General features: G+C 70.9%; 21 protein-coding genes, 1 pseudogene and 1 riboswitch. Of the genes and pseudogenes, 9 read left to right on the top strand and 13 right to left on the bottom strand.

Annotation, left to right across the window (positions count from 1 at the left end; translation table 11 throughout):
• The first annotated feature begins 116 nt into the window (after nt 1-116).
• On the top strand, nt 117-1499 hold the full coding sequence (locus DDV73_RS13695; RefSeq protein ID WP_109507814.1) for an HNH endonuclease signature motif containing protein: 1383 nt from the start codon (nt 117-119) through the stop codon (nt 1497-1499).
• A 177-nt stretch (nt 1500-1676) separates the two neighbouring features.
• Here the strand turns inward: DDV73_RS13695 and DDV73_RS13690 are convergent, their stop codons facing one another.
• The 4 genes from DDV73_RS13690 to DDV73_RS13675 are packed head-to-tail and all read right to left on the bottom strand — an operon-like array spanning nt 1677 to nt 5447.
• Nucleotides 1677-3083 carry a HAMP domain-containing sensor histidine kinase gene (locus DDV73_RS13690; protein ID WP_109507813.1) on the bottom strand — a complete coding sequence of 469 codons (1407 nt, stop codon included), beginning with the start codon at nt 3081-3083 and terminating at the stop codon, nt 1677-1679.
• A gap of 10 nt (nt 3084-3093) precedes the next feature.
• On the bottom strand, nt 3094-3762 hold the full coding sequence (locus tag DDV73_RS13685; protein ID WP_206050868.1) for a response regulator transcription factor: 669 nt from the start codon (nt 3760-3762) through the stop codon (nt 3094-3096).
• A 56-nt stretch (nt 3763-3818) separates the two neighbouring features.
• Nucleotides 3819-4670, bottom strand: coding sequence for an ATP-grasp domain-containing protein (locus DDV73_RS13680; protein ID WP_161962389.1), 852 nt, complete (start codon nt 4668-4670; stop codon nt 3819-3821).
• A gap of 24 nt (nt 4671-4694) precedes the next feature.
• Nucleotides 4695-5447, bottom strand: coding sequence for a phytanoyl-CoA dioxygenase family protein (locus tag DDV73_RS13675; protein ID WP_109507832.1), 753 nt, complete (start codon nt 5445-5447; stop codon nt 4695-4697).
• Nucleotides 5448-5526: 79 nt separating this feature from the next.
• On the opposite strand from DDV73_RS13675, the gene DDV73_RS13670 reads away from it, so the two are divergent.
• Nucleotides 5527-6042, top strand: a complete 516-nt coding sequence (locus DDV73_RS13670; protein ID WP_109507810.1) for a YfbM family protein — start codon at nt 5527-5529, stop codon at nt 6040-6042.
• Between the two features lies 1 nt (nt 6043).
• Here DDV73_RS13670 and DDV73_RS13665 read toward each other — a convergent pair whose 3' ends face one another.
• Both DDV73_RS13665 and DDV73_RS13660 read right to left on the bottom strand, forming a co-directional pair.
• Nucleotides 6044-6895 carry an SGNH/GDSL hydrolase family protein gene (locus DDV73_RS13665; RefSeq protein WP_109507809.1) on the bottom strand — a complete coding sequence of 284 codons (852 nt, stop codon included), beginning with the start codon at nt 6893-6895 and terminating at the stop codon, nt 6044-6046.
• A gap of 133 nt (nt 6896-7028) precedes the next feature.
• Complete coding sequence (locus DDV73_RS13660; protein WP_109507808.1) at nt 7029-7586, bottom strand: hypothetical protein; 558 nt, start codon at nt 7584-7586, stop codon at nt 7029-7031.
• Nucleotides 7587-7784: 198 nt separating this feature from the next.
• On the opposite strand from DDV73_RS13660, the gene DDV73_RS13655 reads away from it, so the two are divergent.
• The 5 genes from DDV73_RS13655 (at nt 7785) to DDV73_RS13635 (ending at nt 11478) form a co-directional block, all read left to right on the top strand.
• Nucleotides 7785-8153, top strand: a complete 369-nt coding sequence (locus DDV73_RS13655; protein ID WP_109507807.1) for a YciI family protein — start codon at nt 7785-7787, stop codon at nt 8151-8153.
• The gene (locus DDV73_RS13650) at nt 8150-8506 is read left to right on the top strand and encodes a YciI family protein (protein ID WP_109507806.1); all 357 of its coding nucleotides are present in this window, start codon (nt 8150-8152) and stop codon (nt 8504-8506) included. The genes DDV73_RS13655 and DDV73_RS13650 overlap by 4 nt, the downstream gene beginning before the upstream one ends.
• A 6-nt stretch (nt 8507-8512) precedes the next feature.
• Nucleotides 8513-9727, top strand: a complete 1215-nt coding sequence (locus tag DDV73_RS13645) for an RNA polymerase sigma factor (protein WP_206050867.1) — start codon at nt 8513-8515, stop codon at nt 9725-9727.
• A 63-nt stretch (nt 9728-9790) separates the two neighbouring features.
• A complete protein-coding gene (locus DDV73_RS13640) occupies nt 9791-10999 on the top strand; it encodes a DUF2157 domain-containing protein (protein ID WP_109507805.1) in 1209 nt (402 codons plus the stop codon).
• A complete protein-coding gene (locus tag DDV73_RS13635) occupies nt 10996-11478 on the top strand; it encodes a GDYXXLXY domain-containing protein (RefSeq protein WP_109507804.1) in 483 nt (160 codons plus the stop codon). Before DDV73_RS13640 ends, DDV73_RS13635 begins: the two co-directional genes overlap by 4 nt.
• A 167-nt stretch (nt 11479-11645) precedes the next feature.
• Here DDV73_RS13635 and DDV73_RS13630 read toward each other — a convergent pair whose 3' ends face one another.
• The 7 genes from DDV73_RS13630 to DDV73_RS13600 form a co-directional block, all read right to left on the bottom strand.
• Nucleotides 11646-12188 carry a DUF6174 domain-containing protein gene (locus DDV73_RS13630; protein ID WP_109507803.1) on the bottom strand — a complete coding sequence of 181 codons (543 nt, stop codon included), beginning with the start codon at nt 12186-12188 and terminating at the stop codon, nt 11646-11648.
• Between the two features lie 185 nt (nt 12189-12373).
• Entirely contained in the window at nt 12374-14356 is a 1983-nt protein-coding gene (locus DDV73_RS13625) for a hypothetical protein (protein WP_154402763.1), read from the bottom strand.
• Between the two features lie 121 nt (nt 14357-14477).
• Complete coding sequence (locus DDV73_RS13620) at nt 14478-14753, bottom strand: MoaD/ThiS family protein (RefSeq protein ID WP_109507801.1); 276 nt, start codon at nt 14751-14753, stop codon at nt 14478-14480.
• A 56-nt stretch (nt 14754-14809) separates the two neighbouring features.
• The gene (gene thrC, locus DDV73_RS13615; RefSeq protein ID WP_109507800.1) at nt 14810-16087 is read right to left on the bottom strand and encodes a threonine synthase; all 1278 of its coding nucleotides are present in this window, start codon (nt 16085-16087) and stop codon (nt 14810-14812) included.
• A gap of 10 nt (nt 16088-16097) precedes the next feature.
• Nucleotides 16098-16238: riboswitch (SAM riboswitch) on the bottom strand.
• A gap of 86 nt (nt 16239-16324) precedes the next feature.
• Nucleotides 16325-17170: a trehalose-phosphatase gene (gene otsB / locus DDV73_RS13610; protein WP_109507799.1), complete on the bottom strand. Its 846-nt coding sequence runs from the start codon at nt 17168-17170 to the stop codon at nt 16325-16327.
• Nucleotides 17171-17246: 76 nt separating this feature from the next.
• On the bottom strand, nt 17247-17750 hold the full coding sequence (locus DDV73_RS13605) for a LytR C-terminal domain-containing protein (RefSeq protein ID WP_109507798.1): 504 nt from the start codon (nt 17748-17750) through the stop codon (nt 17247-17249).
• Between the two features lie 10 nt (nt 17751-17760).
• Complete coding sequence (locus DDV73_RS13600; RefSeq protein WP_109507830.1) at nt 17761-18072, bottom strand: DUF3263 domain-containing protein; 312 nt, start codon at nt 18070-18072, stop codon at nt 17761-17763.
• Between the two features lie 288 nt (nt 18073-18360).
• Between DDV73_RS13600 and DDV73_RS27970 the strand changes: the two genes are divergently transcribed.
• Both DDV73_RS27970 and DDV73_RS13595 read left to right on the top strand, forming a co-directional pair.
• Nucleotides 18361-18903: a DUF6318 family protein gene (locus tag DDV73_RS27970; protein ID WP_154402762.1), complete on the top strand. Its 543-nt coding sequence runs from the start codon at nt 18361-18363 to the stop codon at nt 18901-18903.
• Nucleotides 18900-19457 (top strand): annotated as a pseudogene (locus DDV73_RS13595) (hypothetical protein); the annotation flags it as partial. The gene DDV73_RS27970 and the pseudogene DDV73_RS13595, both read left to right, overlap by 4 nt.

The following is a 19457-nucleotide window of genomic DNA, read 5'->3' as shown; positions in this document are numbered from 1 at the left end:
CGACGTTAGGAAGCCACTTTGTAGGCCTCGCGGGGGTTGGCTGAGAGTTCCGTGAGGCCACTTCGCGGCTCGAAACGGCCTTGATTTTCGCGGCCCCTGCCTGCGAGAATGAACAGGTGTTCGAAACAGATGCAAGCGGTACGCCGGTCGAGGTCGACGACCTCGATGCCAGCAGCCTGCTCACTCTGCTCACCGACCGCGACCACGCCGAGCGGCGCGCGGCCCGGGCCAAGCTGCGGCTGGCGCTGCAGTGGTGCGTGCTCCACCCGGCGACCGACGACACCGGCTTCGCGACCTGGGCCGACGCCGCCCTGCCCGGCCCACAGGTGTGGGACGAGCCCCTGTACAGAACGGATTTGGGCGGCGACGGGACGCCGCGCGTCGCGGCGTTCGCGCCGGAGCCGTTCGCGGCCGCGCTCGGCATCAGCACCTACGCCGGGATGCGGCTGCTCGCCGACGCGCTCGACCTGGTCCACCGACTGCCCCTTCTCTGGGCGCGGGTGCAGTCGCTGGAGATCCCCGCCTGGCGAGCGCGGCCCGTCGCCGAGGCCACCCGTGAGCTCTCGCGGGTGGCCTCGGCGGCGGTCGACGAGCGGCTGTCCTCCGGTGGTCTCGGGGCGGCCGACGTCGAGGCCGAGATCGCGCAGGCGGTCGCGGAGTTCCATCCCGAGCGCCAGGCGGCGAAGGAGCTCCGCGGCAAGGAGTCGTGGGAGGTGGCGCTGCGACACCCGGCCGCGGCCGACTTCGCCGGCACGTCCACGCTGACCGCGATCGGCGACACCCTCGACCTGAGCCGGTTCCACGACCTGGTCCGCGACCACGCCGTACTCCTGGCCCGGCTCGGCGACCACGACCCGTACGGCGCCCGCCAATCCAAGGCGCTCGGCCATCTCGCCGACCTCCAGCCGGTGCTCCCCCAAGACGACGGGCCGGCTGCCACCGACCGGGAAGGCCGCGCGCTGGCCTCCGGCGCGGCGCTGACCGCGGCTGCGGTGAGCGCGGCGCGCCGGTCGGCGAAGGTGCGGCTCTATCTCCACCTCGATGCCGCCGCGGTGGGCGACGACGCCACTCAGGCCGTCGGCCACGCCGAGCGCCTGGGCCCGGCCACCGCTGGGCAGATCAGGGAGTGGGTCGGCCATGCGCAGGTCACGATCACTCCGGTCCTCGACCTCAGCCAGGCCGGTGCTGTCGACCCGGAGGACCCGCCGGCCTGGATGCGCGAGCTGGTCACCCTCCGCGACCCGCACTGCGTGTTCCCCCACTGCCGCCGCGACGCCCGCTGGTGCGACCTCGACCACGTCACGCCGTACGACCCGGACGGCAGCGCCGGCCAGACCCGCCCCGACAACCTCGCCCCCCTCTGCCGCCGCCATCAGCGGCTGAAGACCTACGGCCGCTGGAGCTACGTACGCGACTCCGACGGCAGCTACATCTGGCGCGACCCCACCGGCCGCAAGTACGCCGTCACCCGCGACGGCACGCACCCCCTGCGAGACTAAAATCCTGCGCCCACGTGCGCGGGCGGTGCGGCCTCGGGCGTTCGCGGGCGGCGTCAAGCGGCTTGGCCGTGGCGCGCGCCAACGGCGCGCAACCAACGGCGGCGGCTATGCGCGCGACGCGCCGCCGCAGCGCCCGCGGACGTCCGAGGGCGGAGCGTCCGCGCACCTGCCGCCTCTTCAACCAACGGCGCCGTTCGCGCTCGGTAGCTCGAAGCCGACGGCACTGCCGCCCCAGGGTGCGTTGGTGAAGAAGACGGTGCCGCCGTGATCGACAGCGGCGGACTCCACGATCGCCAGCCCGAGGCCGGAGCCGGGCAGCTCGCGGGCCTCGGGAGCCCGCCAGAACCGGTCGAACGCCTTGGCCTGGGCGGCGTCCGACAGCCCGGGGCCCTGGTCGGAGACGGTCAGCCGGCCGCCGGCGAGGGTGACCCGGATCGGGCCGGTCGAGAACTTCAGGGCGTTGTCGAGCAGGTTCAGGCAGGCGCGCTCCAGGTCGCCGCCGTGGCCCAGGACCGGCCACGGCTCGAGGTCGAGCTCGAACCGGCGGCCCGGGTCCCGACGCTGCGCACGCTCCACGGCCCGAAGCGCGACGGCGTCGAGGTCGACCGGGCCGCGCGCCCGCACCGGCTCCTCGCGGGCCAGTGCACCGACCTCGGCGATCAGCGTGCTCAGCTCGTCCATCTGACCCAGCACCGCCTGCTCGACCTGCCGCCGCTGCGCCGCGTCCAGCGGCCGGCCCTTCGCCTCCGAGCGCATCAGCCATTCCAGGTTCGTGCGCAGGCTGGTCAGCGGGGTCCGCAGCTCGTGGCTGGCGTCGGCGATCAGCTGCCGCTGCCGCTCGCGGGACCGAGACAGCCGGCTGGTCATCGCGTTGAACGCCGTCGACAGCCGGGCCACCTCGTCGCGGCCCTCGACCGGGATCGGTACGTCCAGGTCCTCGGTGGCGGCGACGTGCTCGGCGGCGGCGGTGAGCTGCCGGACCGGCCGGAGCACCACCAGCGCCACGAACAGCCCGGCAGCCGCCGCCGCCAGTACGCCGCACAGCCCAGCCAGCGTGAGCACGATCGCCAGCTGCCGGGTGGCCGCGTCGACCTCGGCCAGTGAGCGCGTTGACATCATGGCGACACCGTCAGCCATCTGCACCGTCCGCACGCGGACGTGCTCACCGTCGTTCGTGGTGCCGTCCCGCAGCACCGATGCCTGCTCACCACTGGCGACCTCAAGATCTGCGGCGGTCACCTCCGCCTCGTCGCCGGTCCCGAACGGCGAGCAGGTCGAGCCGTCTTCGAAGACGACCTGCATGCGGGTCTCGGCCGGCCCGCCGACAAGGCGGCCCTCGGTACCGGGTGCGCACAGGTCGGCGATCTGCTGGTCGAGGGTCAAGTTGAGATTCGGAATGCCCGCGAGGCCGCCGAGCATGGTGCGAATCCGGACCTGGCCGGGTCCGTTGAGCGAGGCGTCGACCTGGTCGCGCAGCGCCTCCCGGGTGGCGACCCAGGCCAGCACGCTGGCCGCGACGATCGCGATCGCCACCGCGCCGGCACACAGCAGCGCCAGCTTCGCCCGGATCGGGAGCGCCGGCATAGGTGCGGCCCTATTCCTCGCGCAGCGCGTAGCCCACGCCGCGCACGTTGTGGATCAGCCGGCTGCCGCCGAGCGCCTCGGTCTTGCGGCGCAGATACCCGACGAAGACGTCCATGGTGTTCGAGCCCGGGTCGAAGTCCAGCCCCCACACCTCGCGCAGGATCACTGCGCGGGTCAGCACCTGCCGCGGGTGCTGGAGGAACAGCTCGAGCAGGTCGAACTCGGTGCGGGTCAGCTCCAGCGGCTGGCCGCCGCGGGTCACCTCGCGCGCGGTCACGTCGAGTACGACGTCCGCGAAGCTCAGCCGGCCGTCTGCGGCGTGCCCGGCGGAGCGGCGCAGCAGTGCCCGGATCCGGGCGAGCAGCTCCTCCAGTGCGAACGGCTTGACCAGATAGTCGTCCGCGCCGGCGTCGAGCCCGGTCACCCGGTCCTCGGTGGCGTCCCGCGCGGTCAGCAGCAGGATGGGTACGTCGTACCCCTTCGCGCGGATCCGCCGGCAGACCTCGAGGCCGTCGACGTACGGCATCATCAGGTCGAGTACGACGACATCGGGCCGCGACTCCGCCAGCAGGCCGAGCGCCCGACCGCCGTCGGCGGCCGTGGTCACGTCGTACCCCTCGAAGGTGAGGCCGCCCTCCAGGCTGCTCCTCACGTCCGGCTCGTCGTCAACCACCAGCACGGAAGTCACGCGGACAGAAGGCACATGGGCAGCCTGATCGGCCAACCTGAGAGGACCTACAAGGCCGATAGAGATTTGGCCACGAGATCGGCGAAGGGCCGCGCGTTGTCCGGGAGTACGTCGAGGTACAGGCCCGGCTCGATCGCCTCGATCTCGCCGACCGTCCAGCCGTCGTCGAGCCGGAGCATGTCGATCCGGGCGTAGTCGAGCGGCCGTCCGGTGAACGCGGCCGCCGCCTCGAACGCCCGCAGCGCGAGCGCCCGGTTCTCCTCACCGAGTGGCTCCGCGAAGCAGCGGGCGCCGCGATGCTCGTGGGCACGGATCTCCGCGCCGCCAGGCACCTTGCGGATCTGGGCCACCACCTCGCCGCCGAGCACGAACACCGACACCTCGCCCTCGGTCCGGATCGACTCCACCAGCGGCTGCGCGATCAGCGGGGTCGCCGGCAGGTCGGCCAGCCGCGGGTCGTCCGGGCGGTCCGCGATCACCAGGCCGTCGCCGCCCGCGCCCACCCGGGGCTTGAGCACCGTCGTACCGAACTCGGCGATCGCCTCCGCGACGTCGCCGTCCACGACCCGCGTGGGTACGGCGGGCAGCTCGCCGAGGCGGGTCAGATAGGCCTTGTCGTGGTTCCACGCGAAGACGTCGACGCCGTTGAGCAGCCGGGTCACCGCGCCCACGTCCCGCGCCCACTCCAGGAAGTCGATGGGCCGCTCGGTGTAGTCCCAGGTCGCTCGCACCGCGACCAGCGCGGCGTCCGCCCAGTCGACGGCCGGGTCGTCCCAGCACACCCAGCGGGCGTCGATGCCGCGCCCGGCGAGCTCGGCGTCGAGGGCTTCGTGCCCGGGCTCGCCGGCGGCCCACTCCCGGGAGGAGACGAGCAGGACATTCTTCGAATCAGACGGCATGTTCATGACAGTACGACCTCGGCTTCAGCGACTCAGGGCGGTGCGGATGGCCTGCTCGACGGGCGAGTAGGCGCCGTCGGTCCGGTCGAGCGTTATCGGCTCGGCCGGCTCGAGCGGCGGCTGGGCCATGAACCGGACGCGGTGGCCGCGGTGCGGCTGGGCCGCATGCACCAGGAACGGGTGGCACAGGTAGACGGTGCCGGCGTCGCCGGTCACGAGTGCTTGCGGACGAGACGCGCTGGCCCGCTCGGCCCGCGGGCCGATCTCCAGGAAGTCGGCGCCGCGCTCGCCGTACTCCTCCAGGATCGGCGGCACGTCCAGGTGCGATCCCACGCGGATCCTGGTCGGTGCGTCGTCCGCGCCGACGTCGGTGAACAGGAACAGCATCAGCAGCGCGCGGTCCTTGGAGAACACGTTGGTGTGGTACGCCGTCGCGCCGTCCGGGAGGTAGCTGCCTTCGACGTGCCAGCCGTCGTCACCCGGGTCGTCCGGGTGCGGGAAGCGCACCGGGATGGTGCCGAGCCCGCCGCGCGGACGCCATCGCCCTGCACCGACCAGCCGGTCGAAGGCGTCGTGCAGCGCGGGCGAGCCCGCCGCCCGCGCGAACGGCCCGCCGCCGTACCCCGGCAGCCGGACGACCGGCTTGGTCCAGGTGGCCGGGTCGTCCCGGTCGCAGCCGGTGTCGGGCCACATCCGGTCCACGCACTCGTCCGCGGTCGCCCGGTCGAAAGCCCCGTCGATCCGCACGAACCCGTCCGCCAGGAACCGCTCCGCCATCTCGTGCACGCGTCGAGTTCACGTGACCGGCGCCGCCGCGTTCAACTGGTTTTCGGATCGACCGCCCTAAGGTGCCGCCATGGGAATGATCCTGAGCCTGATCCGCGTCACTCCGGCCGAGCTCGACGGGCTCCGCGACGACCCCACGCCGCTCTTCTCGTACGACGAGGAGGAAAGCGCCACGGTGGACGGCTCGGCCCGGACCCTCGATGTCGACAAGGCCTGGAACGCCATCCACTACCTGCTGACCGGGTGCGGCCTCGGTGAGGAGCCCGAGCCGTCGCCGTCCGCGGCTCCCGCGATCCTGGCCAAGGCGATCTTCAGCGGCGTGATCCTGAGCGAGGAAACCGGCAACGGGTACGGCCCGGCCCAGCTGCTCACCGCCGACGAGGTGCGGGAGCTGGCGGCGGCCCTGGACGTGGTCGACATCGCCGCCCGCTACGACCAGTCGGCGATGCAGGCGGCCGAGCTGTACCCGGCGATCGAGTGGGACAGCGACGACCTGGACTACGTGCGCGCCCACTTCGAGGCAATGCGCGAGCATCTCTCCGGCGCGGCGAAGGCCGGGGACGCCGTCGTACAGCGGCTGTACTGAGTCAGCGGCCGGCGCCGACCGGCACCTGCGGATGGTGGTGGCCGAACGGCACCCGCTCCGCGATCCCGAGCGCGGCCAGCACCGACGGCAGGATCGCCTTGGCGGTGCGCTTGTAGCCGAGCGAGGACGGGTGCATCCGGTCCAGGCTGAACATCTCGTCTGGGTTGGTGATGAAGAACGGGCCAACCACCTTGGCCAGCGAGACCGCGCGCTCGCCCAGCTCCAGCACCGCCTCCTGCTGGGCGGCGGCCAGCTGCCGTGAGGCGCGGGAGCCGAGCGCGCGCAGCGGCTGGGGCACCGGCCGGAGCGCGCCGAGGTCCGGGCAGGTGCCGACCACGACCCTGCAGTCGCGTTCCTGCAGCAGCCTGATCGCGTCCTGGAGGTGCTTGATCGACTCCGCGACCGGGATCCGGTGCGTGACGTCGTTGCCGCCGACGACGATGACGGCGACGTCCGGGCGGTAGTTCTTCGGCAGCCGGTCCAGCTGGCCCACGAGCTCGTGGCTCTCGCCGCCGACGCGGGCGACGGTGCGCAGGCGGACGGCGCGGTGCGCCTTGCGGGCCAGCTTCTGGGCGAGCCGGGCACCGAGGGTCTCGCGGGGCGTGTCCGCCCCGAGTCCGGCCGCGATCGAGTCCCCCATGATCAGCAGGTCGATCGGCTCGCCGTACCGCTTCTTGTAGACCTTGTCCGACTTGGGCACCGCGAACCCGTGCGGCTGTCCGATCGCGCCGCGCGCGATCGCCGCCTGCCTCGCCAGGAACCGCTTGCCGCCCACGAACAGCCCGGCGCCCACCCCGCCGAGTACGCCGGTGACGATCGCGGTCCCGATGATCCTGTTGCGCAGCTTGCTCATCGCTCTCGTTTGAACCAGGTGGTGTTTAACCAACTCCGAACTCGACATTACGCGCGCACCAACACCCGCCCCACGACATGGACGCGGTCCGACGGGGCGGGTTGCCGAGCAATACGCCGACGAGGCCACCACCTCAAGATGTTCGATGACCGGCCAGGCGCTCCCTCAGGCCTCCGGCCATCCCAGCCACGGTCACCGCGTCAACGAATCCTCCGACGGTGCGTACAAGACGTTTCCGCCGCACGGGGGCCAGGCGCAGCCGAAGGAAGACCCGGGTCAGGGTCGGCGCGGCGCCGTCCGAAACTGGCTCGAGCGTGATGGACCACGTGACGGCGGTCCTGCCGCGCCGCGAGGTGTAGACGACGGACTCCGGTGCTTGAAGGCGTGCGACCTGGAAGGTCTCGTTCTTACCGCCGTAGTCCGGAATGGAGTCACCGATCTGCAGATGTTGCCACTGAGGAAGGATCTGCCGGGTCGCGCGCCGGCTGGGCGGCAGGAGTCGCTCGATCGCCCATGGCAGGTACCAGCCCGCGCGCCATTTCCCGAGCTGAACCAGCCAGGGCCACACCAGTTCCGGCACACCGTCGACGGTGAAGGCGTGGTCCATGACCACGTCTGCGGGCGAGATGATGTCGTCGCCCGGCCGCGGAAGGCCGCGTTCGTGGCTGGTCGCGTTGATGGTGGCAAACATGCCTGGCCTGCCCTTGAGTTTCTGCCCGAACAGGAGGGTCGTGTGTGCGGCTTGCCGGCCGCGGGTCGCGGCTGCGCCCAGCGTACGGGGCGGCGCCCGCACCGCAGCAGGTTCGAGTCAGCAACCTCTGTGTCGATTTCGGCGGTGCTCGCCCGTCATCTCGGTGACAGACTCAGAGCATCGACGAAGGGACCCGAAATGACCGAGTACGCCGTCCTCCTGATCGGCGACGAGGGTGTGTGGGAGCGGGCCACGCCCGAGCAGCGCACCGAGACCTACGGTCGGCACGACCAGTACATGAAGGCCCTGGAGGAGCGTGGCCACAAGATCACCGGCGGCGCCGAGCTCAGCCACTCGCGCACAGCGCGCACGCTCCGCGGCTCCAGCGCAGACGCAACCGTGACCGACGGCCCGTACGCCGAGACCGTCGAGCAGCTCGGCGGCTTCTACCTGGTCGAGACCGACAACCTCGACGACCTGATCGAGGTCAGCAAGATCCTCTCCGATGGCGACGGCGGGATCGAGATCCGGGCCTGCGTGCCGCCGCCGGACGAGGATGGCGCATGAGGTTCCTGGTGCTGGCGGCCGAGGAGGACTCATTCGCCCGGTGGGACGCGATGACCGAGGCCGAGCGCGGCGTGCACTTCGAGGCGATGGAGCGGTTCGCGGAGGCGGTGCAGGCCCGCGGCGCCATGGTCGACGGCGGTGCGCTGGACCGGCCGGGGCAGGTGCGCACCGTGCGCCCGGGTGAGACATCGAGCCGCCCGGTGACCGACGGCCCGTTCGCCGAGACCGTCGAGCAGCTCGGCGGGTTCTGGCTGGTGGAGCTGCCGGACCTGGCGGCCGCGGTCGAGGCCGCCAAGCTGCTGCCCCCGTCGTACTCGGTCGAGGTGCGGCCGATCATCGAGATGAGTCACTGAGGAGGCTTGCACGCGGTCGAGCAGATCTGGCGCGACGAGTGGGGCCGGCTGATGGCCCTGCTCGTCGCCCAGTACCGCCGCCTCGACCTGGCCGAGGACGGGCTGGCCGACGCCTTCGAGGCGGCCGCGCGGACCTGGGCCGACGGCGTACCCGCGAACCCGCCGGCGTGGCTGCTCACCACTGCACGCCGCCGGATCGTCGACCGGCTCCGGGCCGAGGCAGTGGCCACGCGCAAGCTGCCGCTACTAGCGGTCGAGGCGGACCTGCAGGAGGAGGCGCAGCGGACCATGGCCGATGCCGGCGCCGCGCTGACCGACGAGCGACTGCGACTGGTGCTGCTGTGCGCGCACCCGTCGCTGCCGCACGAGTCGGCGGCAGCGCTGACCCTGCGGCTGGTGCTCGGCGTACCGACCGCCGACATCGCCCGGCTATTCCTCGTGAGTACGCCGACCATGGCGGCCCGGCTGACCCGGGCCCGGAAGCGGCTGGCGGACGAGTCGTTCGCGCTGCCGGAGGGCCGGGAGCTCGTGGACCGGGTCGAGATGGTGGCCGCGATCGCCTATCTCGCCTTCACCGCGGCGTACGCGCCCGGCGCGGGACCGGACGTGGTCCGCGCCGGCGAGGCGGGCGAGGCCGTGCGGCTGGTGCGGGTGCTGCGCGAGGTGGTCCCGCACGACCTGGCCGGCCGCGACGAGCTCGACGCACTGCTCGCGCTGATGATGCTCCAGCACTCACGCCGTGACGCCCGGGCGCGCGACAGCGCGCTGGTGCTGCTGCCCGACCAGGACCGGCGGCGCTGGCACCACGACGAGATCGCCGAGGCCATGGCGCTGCTGACACCGCTGGCCGCGGCGCCGCCCGCGCCATACCTCCTGCAGGCGCTGATCGCCGCCGAGCACGCCATCGCCCCGACCGCGGCCGACACCGACTGGGCCCGGATCGCGGCCAGCTACGCCGAGCTCGAGGAGCTCACCGGGTCGCCGGTGGTCCGCCTCAACCGCGCCGTCGCCGTCGCCGAGGCTGAGGGACCGCGTGCGGGCCTGGCCCTGCTCGACGGGCTCGAACTCCCGGGGCACCGGCTGCCGGCCGCGCGCGGCGAGCTGCTGCTCCGCGCCGGTGAGTACGACGAGGCGAGGGCGTGCTTCGACCACGCGATCGCGAGCTGCGACAACGTGGCCGAGCGCGCCCACCTCCGCAACCGCCGCGACGACCTGCGCTGATCGGGCGAGTTCTGAGTATCCGTACGGACTGCGCGCGCCGGCCTCGTCCGCCACCATGAGCCTATGACCGAGATCACAGCCGCGCGACCGGTGAGCCCGGCCCACCTCGCGTGGCTCACAGCAGAGATCCGCGGCTGGCAGGCCGACGGGCTTGTCGGCGAGGACGAGGTTGCTGCAATCCTCGGCCGCTACCATGCCGTCCGCCGCCTCAGCCTGGCTCGATTGGCGCTCTTCCTCGGCGGCGGCTTCGTCGGCATCGGCCTGATCTGGCTGGTGGCCGCGAACCTCGACCAGTTCCCGCCGCTGGCCCGCTTCCTGGTCATCGCCGCGGCCTGGCTCGGGGTCACAGCCGGCGCGGAGCTGCTCGCCGGACGCGACGAGCATCGCGACGACCACGCCCACGGATCGCCGGTCGTCGGCGCCCTACGCGGGCTGTCGGCGCTGCTGTTCGGCGCGGTGATCTTCCAGGCGGCGCAGAGTCTGCAGGTGCCGGCGTACGAAGCCGCCCTCGTCGGCTGGTGGGCCCTCGGCTCGCTGCTCTATGCATACGCCGTCCGCGGTGTCGCGCCGCTCGTGGTCGGGCTGCTCACCGGCCTGTTGTGGTTCGGCTGGCAGCTTGCCGAGTCGACCGAGAGCGGACTCGGCGCCGTGCTCGCCCTGCTGCTCGCCGGCGCGGTGGCCGCCTCGATCGCAGTGCTTCACGACCGGTTCGGATTGCCCGCTTTCGTCGCGGCCTGGCGCGAGATTGGGGCCGCACTCTCGCTCATCGGCCTGTTCGTCGCTGCGCTGCCGTTCGTGGACACCGAGGACTTCTCGTGGACCGGGCTGCTGCTCGCGAGCGCAGCGGTCGCCGTCGTACTGGGCGCCGTTTCGGCGGCCACCGCGACCGGCGATCGCCGCTGGGAGCCGTTGGCCGCGCTGAGCGTCGTGCTCGCCGGAGCGCTGCTGGTCTGGTGGGAGCCTTCCCGGCCCGAGGGCGGCGGCGCGTCAGCGGAGGACTGGGCGCATGCCGCCCTCAGCGTGGTGGTGTACGTCGCCGCGGCCGCCTGGGTCGCCGTACTCGGGATCCTGCGCGACAACGACCGGCTGACCTTCCTGGCGCTCGCCGCGATCGTCATCTTCACCACCGCGCAGAGCTTCACGGTCTTTGCCGCGGTGATCGAGGGCGCCTGGCTGTTCGTCGTGCTCGGCCTGATCTTCCTGGGCAGCGGCTACCTGTTCGACCGCGCCCGTCGCGAGCTCACATCCACCCTCGAAGAGGCCACGTCATGAACCTGCTCCGATCGCGCACGGCCCGCGTGGTGGCCGTCGTACTGATCCAGTTCGGCATCGTCGGCCTGGCCGTCGCCGACCAGCTCTCAGCCCGGCTCACCGGTGAGGAGTACCAGTTCCGGGTCGAGCCGCTCGACCCGCACGACCCGTTCCGCGGCGCCTACGTCACGCTCTCCTACCCGGACCTGCAGCCGCAGCACAGCTGGTCCGCCAACGACGACGACGAGGTATTCCTGCCGCTGCGAAAGAAGGGCGAGTTCTGGGCCGCCACGCGTGCGACCCAGAAACGACCTGCCGACGGCCCGTACCTGACCTGCACCGAAGACGGCGACTCGATCGACTGCGGCATCGACAGTTGGTTCGTCCCGCAGGACAAGGCGACCGCACTCGAGGACGCCATCCGCAAGGGTGACGTGGTCGCGCAGGTCAAGATCGACGACCGAGGCCACGCGGCGCTGGTGGCCGTGCAGGTTCGCTGACCGGTGGTCGCGCCCGGAAGTTCTTCGAGGGTATGAGTGGTCAGGGTGCGCGCAGCGCAAGGCGTCGGAGGGAGGCGGGCCGGCGGCCCGTCGACCGACGACAACGCAGCGATGTGCGTGCCCTGGCCGCTCAGACCCCGATGAACCTCCGGGCGCGACCACTAGCGCTACTGCCGGACGAGCACGATCCGGAAGGTCTGCTCCTCGTCGGCCATCCGGTCGTCCCAGTCGATGTAGATGTGCTTCAGCAGCCCGCGCTTGTCGAACTTCAGCCGGTACAGGTCGGCCTTGCGCTCGGCCCGGCGCCAGAGCCGGTAGAACCACTGGACCGGGTAGCCGTTCTCCTGCACCTGCTGGTCCGGCCAGCCGACGTGGGTCACCGACACCACGTGATCGCGGCCTCCGATCGGGCGGATCTTGGTCTTGACCCTCGGCTGGGTCGGGCAGAAGCAGGTGAGCTCGGTGTAGGTGACGTAGCGGTGCTCGCGCAGCGACCGCCACTTCCGCCAGGCCCGACGCAGCTTCTCGGAGTCGCCCGCTTCGATGACGAACGGCACCACCTTGCGGGGTACGCCGGCAGCCGCCGTCGGCCGGTCGTCCGAGGCAGACGTGGCTGGCGCGGCAGGCGCGGCCGAGGTCGCGGCGTACGCCGTCGACATCAGCAGGGCAACGAAGAGGGACACAATGATCGCGAGTCGTCGCAGGTTCATGGGCTTTACCTTGGCATGAAGTCGTGGAGTCCCAAACGAACGGAGCCAGGCCGGCGATCTCCCACCGTGGCCTGGCCCGCGTCCCCGTCGTACCCCCCGGCCGACTGCCCTCACGCTAGTGAGCCGGCGCCGCCCTGTAGAGGGCCCTCGGGCCCAATCCTGGGCCTTATCGGTGGTCGAGCGGGTCAGCGGCCCAGGTAGACGCCGTCGATCCTGACCGGCTTGCCCGATGACACGACAGTGATGGTCAGGACGCCGGTCTTGATGGCCGCGAACTGTGCGACAGGTACCACGACTCGGCTTCGCCTCGCCGACGCGGCGAGCGAGAAGGTGCCCAGCCGGCGCCCGCCCAGCGAGACCAGGACCCGGCCGCCACCCGGGACCTTGTCCACAAGCAGGGCCAGCCGCTTCGCCGCGACACCCTTCAGGGTCAGGCTGGCGCCGTTGCCGGAGGCGCTGGTGTAGGTCCCCAGAAGATGTCCCGCTGACCTCTGTCGCGACCACCCGGCGCCGGCACTCAGGGCGCGGTCGTCCAGCGGAGTCGTCGTACACCGCTGCGACGTCCACCCGCCCGCGTTGGTCACCGAGTCCGTCGCACGGGCGGTGAAACAGTAGGTGCGGCCCTGACGGGCGGCGAACCGGCCCGAGGTCACCGTCGTGGCCGCCTTCCAGCCCACGAGGGCCGTGTAGTGGGACGTCGGATGCCAACCGACCGAGCGTTGGCGAACGGCGTACTTGGCGACCTTCGACCACCGGTCTGTCGCCGACCAGGAGACGGGAACGGAGAGGGAGCGCTGGAACCGTTCGACAGGTCCGCGCAGTCGGGTGGTCGGCCCCGCGGCGTCGAGGGTGTTGGCGTGCATGCGGAGATACTGGGACGCAGGCTCGCCGTAGAACTCCGACCAGACGACGGTGGCGTTCCCCTCGTCGTCGACGGCCACCGACGGTCGGTGGCCGTAGAAGCCCCACTTGTGGTTGTCGCCGATCTGGCGCGTCGAACCCCACGTGCCGGCGCTCGAACGCCGGACGGCGTACACGCCCTGCCCGGTCTCGGTCTCGTACCCGAAGAACGCCAGCACCACGGACCCGCCGGCCCCTACCGCCAGGTCGGAGCCGACGCTCTGGTCCACCGGCACGCCCTGGGGCGTCGTCCAGGTGGTCGCCCCCTTGCGGCGGGCGAGGGTCTTGACGTCGCCGTCTTCGTACGCCGCCACCGCGCCGCCGCGGAGATCGGAGACCACCTTCAGCGCACCCAGGCTGGCCGCCGAGGTGATCGGCTTCATCGGGCCGAGGACGCCGCCGGCAGGCCGGTACCAGCTGCCCAGCGTCGACATGTCGCCCGCCGCGTTGCGTTGGGTCGTGAGCATGTCGAGGGCGCCGTCCTCGGCCAGCGCAAGGTCGATGTCCCCTGGCTGGTCAACCGCTCGCCGCAACACCGGCGACCACGTGCCGGTGGCCGAGCGCTCCCGCAGGAAGAAGCCCTCGGTAGGGCCGACCGTCCCGGAGCTGCCGTCGGAGTAGGTCCACCCGACCACCAGCCGGCCCGAGGGCGTCACGTCGAGCGAGGAGAGCGCGCCGACCGACGCGGAGATCGGGATCGGCGCGGTCCATGGTCCGGTCGCCGTACGCCGGCTGAACCAGACTCGGCCTTGATCGCCGCCCGTCCACCAGACCAGGTAGACCCGGCCCGCGCGGTCGGTGCCGAGCATCGGGTCGTACGGCGTGACGCCGGGCTCGCCGAGCGTCTGCGCCGTGCCCCACGGCCCCCGCGCCGTCCGCCGGATGGTCTGTAGTGAATAGGTCCAGGTGTTGGTCGCGGCGTCGTGGGTGCCGGCCGCCCAGGCCGCTGTGATGTTGCCGAGGCGGTCGGCCGTGAGTGTCGGTGGGAAAATCGAGTCGGGGTTGCCCAGCGGCTCCGCCGACCGCCAGCTCCCGCGGATGTTGCGGCGGAAGGCCGTCGGCTTCGCGGCTGCACCGACCGGGCTGAGGCCGACGATCGCTGCCACGTTGCCCTGCCCGTCGACCGCCACCGCCGGCGCCTGCGCCCATCTGCCCTCGGCGGTCACGGTCACGTCATCCAGCCAGGTCGGCGCCGCCGACACCGGCAAGGCAGCTGCCAACAGCGCGACTGTCGCGATGACGGCCGGGAGCAAGGCGGTACGACGCACGTCGGGCTCCTTCGTTCCAAAACCTGGCGGGCAGTCTCACACCGTCCTCGCCACGCTGTCCCGGCATTCGCCAACTCCCTGGGGCGTGCTCAAGAACCGTGTGGCCGGCAGCAGCCCGGAGTCAGCCTCCGGCGACGGCAGGGATGACGCTGATCTGGGAGCCGTCCGGGGTGGCGGTGTCGAGGTTTTCCAGGAAGCGGACGTCGTCGTTGCCGACGTACACGTTCACGAAGCGCCGCAGCGCACCCGACTCGTCGAGAACCCGACCCTTGATGCCGGCGTACTTGCCGTCGAGGTCATCGAGCACCTCGGCCAGGGTCGCGCCCTCGGCCGTCACCTCCGACTCGCCGTCGGTGTAGGTGCGCAGGATGGTCGGGATGCGGACCGAAACGCTCATCTTTACTTCCTATCAGGGCAGGGGCAGGCAGGGCGAGGAGGCAGTGGTCGCGACCACTAGACGAGGCCGGTGGCCGCGAAGGCGTCGTACGACGGGTCGATGGTGGCTGCGGCGCCGACCTGGTCGGAGACGGCGTCGAGGGTCTTCAGGCCCATGCCGGTGTTGATCACGACCGTCTCCAGGTTCGGGTCCAGCTGGCCGGTCTCGACCAGCTTCTTCAGGACGCCGACGGTGGTGCCGCCCGCGGTCTCGGTGAAGATGCCCTCGGTCCGGGCCAGCAGCAGGATGCCCGCGCGCACCTCGTCGTCGGAGATGTCCTCGACCGCACCGCCGGTACGCCGGCAGATGTCGAGCACGTAGACGGCGTCGGCCGGGTTGCCGATCGCGAGCGACTTGGCGATCGTGTCCGGCTTGACCGGGCGGACGATCTCGCTGCCTTCCTTGTACGCCGTGGCGACAGGTGCGCAGCCGGTCGCCTGGGCGCCGTACACCTTGTAGGGCTTCTCCTCGACCAGGCCGAGCTTGATCAGCTCCTGGAACGCCTTGTCGACCTTGGTCAGCTGGGAGCCGCTCGCGACCGGGATCACGATCTGGTCCGGCAGCCGCCAGCCGAGCTGCTCGGCGATCTCGAAGCCGAGGGTCTTGGAGCCCTCCGCGTAGTAGGGGCGGACGTTGACGTTGACGAACGCCCAGCCTTCCTCCTCGCCCGCGATCTCGGAGGCGAGCCGGTTGACGTCGTCGTAGTTGCCGTTCACCTTGACCAGCGAGTCGGTGTAGACCGCGGAGTTGACGACCTTGGGGTGCTCCAGGTTGGCCGGGATGAACACCACCGTCTTGATCCCGGCGCGGGCGCCGGCGGCGGCGACCGCGTTGGCGAGGTTGCCGGTCGAGGGGCAGGCGAAGACCTTGCTGCCGAACTCGCGGGCCGCGCTGAGCGCGCACGCGACGACGCGGTCCTTGAAGGAGTTGGTGGGGTTGGTGGAGTCGTCCTTGACCCAAAGGTTCTTGATGCCGAGGGTCTCGCCGAGGTTGTCGGCCTTGAGGAGCCGGGTGAAGCCGGGCTCGGTGTTGGGGCTCTGCTCGATGTCGGTCGGGACCGGCAGCAGCGCCTGATAGCGCCAGATGTTGGCCGGGCCGGCCTCGATCTGCTCGCGGGTCACGTCGGGGAAGTCGTAGGCGACCTCAAGGGGTCCGAAACACTCCGGACAGGCATAGTGCGGGCCCAGCGCGACGTCGTACCCGCACTCGCGACAGGTCAGGCCGGTGGCGTTGCCGAACGCGCCGTCGCGCAGGCCGTTGGTGGTCGTGGGCAGCGTCTCCAGGGTGGCGCTCATGAATCCCTCCTCCTCATCTGCCCCGCGCCGTACTTCGCCGCGGGCCGGAATTAGCACCGTCTCCACGACTGCGTCACTGGTGTGTTGCAGGAGGTTCGTGGCGGTTGCCGGGACTTCACAGGGCCGTTCCCTCAGTCCCTCTCGATGAGCAGGACTCAGCCTACGTGGGTGCGTTCGCGGCCCCGAATCGGGATCCCGAGAAGTGAGATTCGCGTCCATTCTGTGGACGCGCCACGCTCAGACGAGCGTGGAACGAGCGTCCCTGGTGAGCTGCCGGAGCAGTTCGAGTACGCCGTCGGGGCCGGCCACGACCAGGTCGGCGAGGTCGAGCAGGGCGCCCTGCTCGTCCGACGAGGAGCAGACCAGCAGGGTCGGCATCCCGGCCTCGCGCAGCTCCAGCACGGCCTCGAACGCCTCGATGTCGCCGAGGTCGTCGCCGGCGAACAGGAAGCCGCCCGCCTGCTGCTGTCGGGCCAGGTCATGGACGGCGTGTCCCTTGTTCATGCCGGGAGACCTGATCTCGATGACCTGGCGGCCGGGCTCGATGGCGAGGTCGTTGGCGGTGGCCAGTTCTGTCAGCAGCGGCAGCAGCCGCTCGAACGCGCCGGCCGGGTCGTCCATCCGCCGGGTGTGTACGGCGACCGCCAGCCCCTTCTCCTCGACGTACGCGTCCTCGGCGTGCGCCTTGCGGAGCGCGGCGGGCAGTGCGAGCTCGAAGCTCGCCAGGCCGTGAGGCGGTCGCGGCGACACCACGCGACGGCTGGTGGAGGACCAGCGCTCGTTGCCGTACTGGCCGAGCACGAACAGCTCACGCCCCGCGTCGCCGATCGTGGCGCCCACGTCGTCGAGGCCACCGAGCGCCAGGGCCTGGCGGGCCGGGCGGCCGGTGATCACCGCTACGGCACGCACCTGTTCCGCCAAGTCGACCAGCACCTGGGGTGCGTCGGGGTGGATCGCCGCGGCGGCCGGGTCGTCCACGATCGGCGAGAGAGTGCCGTCGAAGTCGAGGCCGACGATGGCGGTCGCGGCGACGCTGACGAGGTCGGCGTACCGCTGCTGGGCTTGCTCGGAGGTGAACTCCATGGAGTCCATGCAACCACGGGTGCGCGCGGCCGAAGCCCGGCGTACTGGCCCAAATCAGGCCGAAACCGGGCGAACTTCAGGCGAAATCTGCGGTCAGAATGACCGTCAGCCGGTCGCCCCGCATCGGGTCGACGGCGGTCCGGACCCGCTTGATGCCCAGGTCACGGGCGAGCAGCCGGGCCGCTTCGGCAAGCCGCTCCGGGTAGTAAACGGTGGACGACGGGATCGTGCCGTACCAGTTGTCCGAGGCAACAACCTGCCAGCCCGCGCCGGCCGCCTTGTCGGCGGTCGCCTTGGCGAGCCCGGTGACGTTGGAGTTGTTGTAGACCTCGACGTACACGTCGCGGCGGTTGACCGCCGGCTTCTTCGGCTTGGTGGGGGCCGAGGGCGTCTGCGTTGACGGGGTCGGGGTGGTCGCCGGTGTCTCACTGACGGTGGGCGACGGCTTGGAGACGGTCTGCAGGCTGTCGTCGCCGGAGTCGCGGGTGGCGATCAGAGCGATGCCAGCCATGGCGACGGCGATGATGCTGAGGATGACGACCGGCGAGGGAAATGCGACGCCTCGCTCGTCCCTGGTCATCTGCTGACTCTCAGACTTCGAAGCCCAACCGGCGTGCGGAGCGCTGACGCTGGCGCGCCGCGCGGAGCCGGCGGAGGCGGCGTACCAGCAGCGGGTCGGCCTCCAGCGCCTCCTGCTTGTCGATCAGGGCGTTGAGAACCTGGTAGTAGCGGGTGGACGACATGTCGAACTTCTCGCGAACCGCCTGCTCCTTGGCGCCGGCGTACTTCCACCACTGGCGCTCGAACTCGAGGATTTCACGGTCGCGCTCGGACAGGCTGGCAGCGCCGTCGGCGGTCACCTCGACGGCGTCGCCGTCGGAGAACGCATTCGCGGCATCCATGCGGGCCTCCCGGTCCAGTTCCATCAGCTCGTCTCGGTCGTGCATCCGCTCCCACCATAGGCGACGAACTACAACGATGTCATTCAAGCGCCGCGCGCGTCGCTCCCCACGCTTTGCCAACCAGTAGGGTGCCATGCCCGCGCAACCGACCCCGCATCCTTCCCCTGAAATCTTGGCGTGAGGTTATCCACAGGGCGACATTTGGCGGTGGGGCGGCGTCCTCTATGCCCGATAACCTGCGAGTGCGTTTCTGGTTCTGACGGCACTCGGGCGAAGGCAGGTTCGGCGATGGTACGACGGGGGACGGCCGCTGCGATCTGCGCCGCCGCACTGGTGCTGGCCGGCTGCAGTGACGACCCACCCGAGCCCAAGCCCCACGACCCGCCCTCGTCGTCGGAGCCGACGACCGCACCGCCCACCTCTGAGCCGCCCAAGGCGCAGACGCCTGAGGAAGCGATCCGGGAGTGGCTAGCTACGAGTTATGAAGCTCAGAAGTCTGGTGACACCACCGAACTTCGTGCGCTCGCACGTCCAGGGAGTTGTCACAAACTGGCCGATCGAATCGATCAGATTTATGCAGCCGGCGGCTGGGTCAAGCCCGCCAAGGAGCGCATCCTGTCCATCAAGCTTCGCGAGAAGCGCCCCGAGGGACGGCAGATCTACCGCGTGCCGACGACCACCGGGCCGTGGAGTGTCAAAGCAAGCGATGGTGCGGCGATCTCCAAGCGGACTGGCGGTGAGGCCACCTACCAGTTCGAACTGCGAGCGTTTGGGGGGCAATGGACGATGACGTCCTGCGGGAGCGTCGTCAACCCGGGAGCGACAGCATGATCCGTCTCCTGACAATGGTCACGCTTGTCACGGCGACCATCGCGATATCTGCAATCTCAACGACGCAGCCCGCCAACGCCTGTGAAGGCGGAGCACAGGCGAGCCTTGGCCAGGCGACCGCGGAATGCGTGATCGATGGCGGCCACGCTGTGAGCATGAGTCAGAGCGGTGACGGGCATGTCTACACCCTGCAGATCAGCTGTGACGCGTTCAGCGAGGACATCGACAGGTGCAAGTGGCTGTCGAGGTGCGGGCCCGACAACCCGCCGAACCACCTCTACACGCTCCTCCAGGACGGTGAACCGATCGGAGAGGTTTGCCTCAGCACTGACCAGGCCGGCCAGTTCGGTGAGATCACACCGGACCTGGTGCTCCGAGAGTTCAAGAGCCTGAATTGGCCGCGGGCGGACCTCGTCATCCAGCCCGCGGATAGGCGAACGCTGGTCAACTACGAGACGCTCTTCTACACGGCCCTTGCCGAGGCAGCGACCCAGACCATCACCCTGCTCGGACGCAGGGTCGTCATCGAGGCGACGCCGACGAGCTACGTCTGG

The organism is Nocardioides speluncae, assembly GCF_003121585.1.
In the GTDB taxonomy this organism is placed as follows: domain Bacteria; phylum Actinomycetota; class Actinomycetes; order Propionibacteriales; family Nocardioidaceae; genus Nocardioides; species Nocardioides speluncae.
Note: the sequence above shows the minus strand (reverse complement) of the source record. Positions and strands in the feature narration are given on the sequence as shown.